This is a genomic window from Micromonospora mangrovicola (genome assembly GCF_047200535.1).
Taxonomy (GTDB): domain Bacteria; phylum Actinomycetota; class Actinomycetes; order Mycobacteriales; family Micromonosporaceae; genus Micromonospora.
In genome coordinates this window covers 1-3,415 of record NZ_JBJZOG010000202.1, presented here as the reverse complement: position 1 = coordinate 3,415, position 3,415 = coordinate 1, and the positions used below count along the sequence as shown (strand labels likewise).

The window sequence follows — 3,415 nt, the reverse complement described above, 5'->3', positions numbered from 1 at the left end:
CCCGTGCCGAACGGCGGCACGCTGCTGATCCATTCGGGCGCTGACCCGTCGACGATCAGGAGTTGGGGCGCTTGCCGTGGTTCGCGCCGCTCTTCTTGCGGGCCTTCTTCTTGCGGGCCTTCTTCGCCATGCTCTGCCTCCTTGTGCTGGTCACGGTCCGGCCGCGGCGAGCGCGGCGAGGTCGCGTACCGGTCCACCGGCGCTGCGGGAACCGACCCGCTGATGCTAGTGCCGGCCCCGGCCGTCGGGGTCCGGTGGGGGCGAAGCTGGGGTTCGGAACGTGACTCCGGTCATGATTGGATACCGTTCGCAGGCACACCGGTGGAGAGGGAGGGCCGAGGATGGCCGAGGAGATCCGCGCCGAGATGGTGGCGAACGTGTGGAAGGTCGTCGCGTCGACCGGGGACACCGTGTCCGAGGGGGACACGCTGGTGATCCTGGAGTCGATGAAGATGGAGATCCCGGTCGTCGCCGAGTCCGACGGTGTGGTGCAGCAGATCGCGGTCAACGAGGGCGACGTCGTGCAGGACGGTGACCTGATCGCGGTGATCGGTTGACCGGTCTGGTCGTCCGCCGGGCGCAACCGGCGGACCACCCGGCGGTGGCCCGCCTGACCGTCGCGGCGTACGAGGCGGACGGTCAGCTCAAGGGCGAGACCGGTTACGGCACGGTGCTGGCCGACGTGGCCGCCCGGGCGGGGACCGGTGAAGTGCTGGTCGCCGTCGACGAGGTGAGCGGTGCGGTGCTGGGCGCGGTGACGTTCGTGCTGCCCGGCACCCCGTACGCCGAACTGTCCGGACCGGGCGAGGCCGAGTTCCGCATGCTCGCGGTCGACCCGGCCGCGCAGGGCCGGGGCGCCGGGGCGGCCCTGGTCCGGGCCTGCGTGGCCCGCGCCGCCGAGCTGGGCTGCTCGGCCGTGGTGATCTGCGTCCGCAGCGGCATGGCCGCGGCGGCGCACCGGCTCTACGAGCGGTTCGGGTTCGTCCGGTCGCCCGAGCTGGACTGGTCGCCGCTGCCGGGCGTCGAGCTGCTGGGGCTGCGCCTGGCGCTGACCGGGCGCGGCTGACCGGAGGGCCACCGTGTCCGGCGACCGGCCCGGTCAGTCCGGGTGGGCGATCTTCGCGAGCAGTTCGTCGGCCACGTCCAGGGCGATCTTCTTGCGCTCGTCCTCGCTGATTTCCGGGGCGCGGATGGCGAACCAGCTGCTGTGCACGGCGAACAGGGTCAGCGCGGCCCGGAGTTGGGCCTGCGGCGAGGCGTCGCCCCGGCACAGCTCGTCGGCCAGGCGCATCATCCGGTCCCGCATCTGCATCCCGGCGCTGAGGCTCTTCAGCACGGTCTGGTTCTGCTCGAAGAAGCGCATCACCGAGGGCAGCTCGCCGGCGAACATGGCGTCCGCGTACTGGCTGATCAGGGCGCGGCGGGTGGCGAGGGTGGCCGGCTGGGTGGCGGCCCACTCGATCAGCTCGTCCATTCGGCGCAGCCGGTCCTCGACGAAGCTGTTGACGATCTCGTCCTTGCTCTTGAAGTGGTAGTAGAGCGCGGCCTTGGTCACCCCGAGCCGCTCGGCGATCTCCCGCAGTGAGGTCTTCTCGTAGCCCTGCTCGGTGAAGAGCTCCAGCGCGACGGCCTGAATGCGCTCCCGCGTGCCGCCTGTGTTCTCCCTCACCGTTACCACCTATCTCGCTTGACCGTTCCTGCTGTCCAACTTACCGTCCGGCTAGTAAGGTATCTAGCCGGGCGGCAAGTAAGTCGGTCACAGATCTTCGGGGGAGCTTACCCATGACTCAACCAGCCCAGCTGACAGCGCGGCCCAACATCCGGGTCGTCCTGTTCGGCCTGATGATCGCGATGATGCTCGCGATGCTCGACAACATGATCGTCAGCACCGCGCTGCCGCGGATCGTCGGCGAGTTCGGCGGAGTCGACCACTTCACCTGGGTCGTCACCGCGTACGTTCTGGGCACCACCGTCTCCACCCCGATCTGGGGCAAGCTCGGCGACCTCTACGGGCGCAAGGCGGTCTTCCTCACCTCGGTGGTCATCTTCCTGGTCGGCTCCGCGCTCTGCGGCATGTCCGGCTCCGGCATGTTGGGCGGGGTCGAGGACGGCATGATCGAGCTGATCGCCTTCCGGGCCATCCAGGGCCTCGGCGCGGGCGGTCTGATGGTCGGCGTCATGGCGATCATCGGTGACCTGGTGCCGCCCCGCGAGCGGGGCCGCTACCAGGGCATGATCGCCGGCATCATGGCCATCGCCATGGTGGCCGGTCCGCTGGTCGGCGGCTTCATCACCGACCATCTCTCCTGGCGCTGGGCGTTCTACGTCAACCTGCCGCTCGGCGGTCTGGCGCTGCTGGTCCTCGCCACCACCATGCACCTGCCGAAGTACCGCACCGAGCACAAGATCGACTGGCTGGGCGCCGGCCTGCTCTCCGCCGGCATCACCGCGATCGTGCTGATCACGACCTGGGGCGGCAACGAGTACGACTGGGTCTCCCCGCAGATCCTCGGCCTCGCCGCGCTCGCCGTGGTGGCCCTGGTGCTCTTCGGCTTCGTCGAGCGCCGGGCCCCCGAGCCGATCCTGCCGTTGGGCCTGTTCGCCAACCGCAACTTCGCCCTGATCTCGGTGATCGGCTTCCTGCTCGGTTTCGCCATGTTCGGCGCGATGAACTTCCTGCCGATGTTCCAGCAGACCGTGCAGGGCGCCTCGGCCACCAACAGCGGCCTGCTGCTGCTCCCGCTGATGTTCGGCATGTTGGTGGTCTCGCTGGTCGTCGGCCGGACGATCACGAAGACCGGGCGCTACCGGGCCTTCCCGATCGTCGGCGGCGTGGTGATGGCCCTCGGCATGGGCCTGCTGACCCGGCTCGACATCAACACCAGCAAGGTCGAGTCCTCGCTCTACATGATCGTCCTCGGCGTCGGCATGGGCTTCCTGATGCAGACCTCGATGCTGATCGCGCAGAACAGCGTCGAGCAGAAGGATCTCGGCGCGGCGAGCGGCGCGGCCACCTTCTTCCGCTCCATCGGCGGCTCGTTCGGCATCTCGCTCTTCGGCGCCATCTTCGCCAACCGGCTCTCCGCCTCGGCCGCCGGTGGCGCGTTCAGCGGCGGCTCGGGGGAGGGGGGCGGCCTGGACCTGGAGAAGCTCAAGCAGCTCACCGGGCCGATGCGGGAAATCGTCCTCGGCGCCCTGGCCGACGGCATCTCCCACGTCTTCATCTGGGCGTTGTTCTTCACCGCGGCGGTGCCGGTGCTCGCCTGGTTCATCAAGGAGGTTCCGCTCCGCTCGGCCAACGAGCCGCCGGCCGCCGGGACCACCCCCGAGGACGAGGCGGAGACCGCCCTCGGCAAGGCACCCGTCGCCTGACCCACCCCGCACCTCCGTCGCGGGGGGGGGGGGGGGGAACAGG

5 protein-coding genes are annotated in these 3,415 nt (G+C 69.7%); 3 read left to right on the top strand and 2 right to left on the bottom strand.

Features of this window, described 5'->3' with window-relative positions; all coding sequences use genetic code 11:
• Positions 1-55: 55 nt before the first annotated feature.
• Positions 56-130 (bottom strand): 50S ribosomal protein bL37, encoded by a 75-nt coding sequence (locus ACL02O_RS33860; protein WP_369700219.1) that lies wholly within the window; start codon positions 128-130, stop codon positions 56-58.
• Between the two features lie 211 nt (positions 131-341).
• On the opposite strand from ACL02O_RS33860, the gene ACL02O_RS33855 reads away from it, so the two are divergent.
• Positions 342-557 (top strand): biotin/lipoyl-binding carrier protein, encoded by a 216-nt coding sequence (locus ACL02O_RS33855; protein WP_412822260.1) that lies wholly within the window; start codon positions 342-344, stop codon positions 555-557.
• The gene (locus tag ACL02O_RS33850) at positions 554-1,066 is read left to right on the top strand and encodes a GNAT family N-acetyltransferase (RefSeq protein WP_412822259.1); all 513 of its coding nucleotides are present in this window, start codon (positions 554-556) and stop codon (positions 1,064-1,066) included. The genes ACL02O_RS33855 and ACL02O_RS33850 overlap by 4 nt, the downstream gene beginning before the upstream one ends.
• Positions 1,067-1,099: 33 nt before the next feature.
• On the opposite strand, the gene ACL02O_RS33845 is transcribed toward ACL02O_RS33850, so the two are convergent.
• A complete protein-coding gene (locus tag ACL02O_RS33845) occupies positions 1,100-1,669 on the bottom strand; it encodes a TetR/AcrR family transcriptional regulator (protein WP_412822258.1) in 570 nt (189 codons plus the stop codon).
• 113 nt (positions 1,670-1,782) lie between these two features.
• Here ACL02O_RS33845 and ACL02O_RS33840 point away from each other — a divergent pair, with 113 nt between their 5' ends.
• Positions 1,783-3,372: an MDR family MFS transporter gene (locus tag ACL02O_RS33840; protein ID WP_412822257.1), complete on the top strand. Its 1,590-nt coding sequence runs from the start codon at positions 1,783-1,785 to the stop codon at positions 3,370-3,372.
• Positions 3,373-3,415 lie beyond the last annotated feature (43 nt).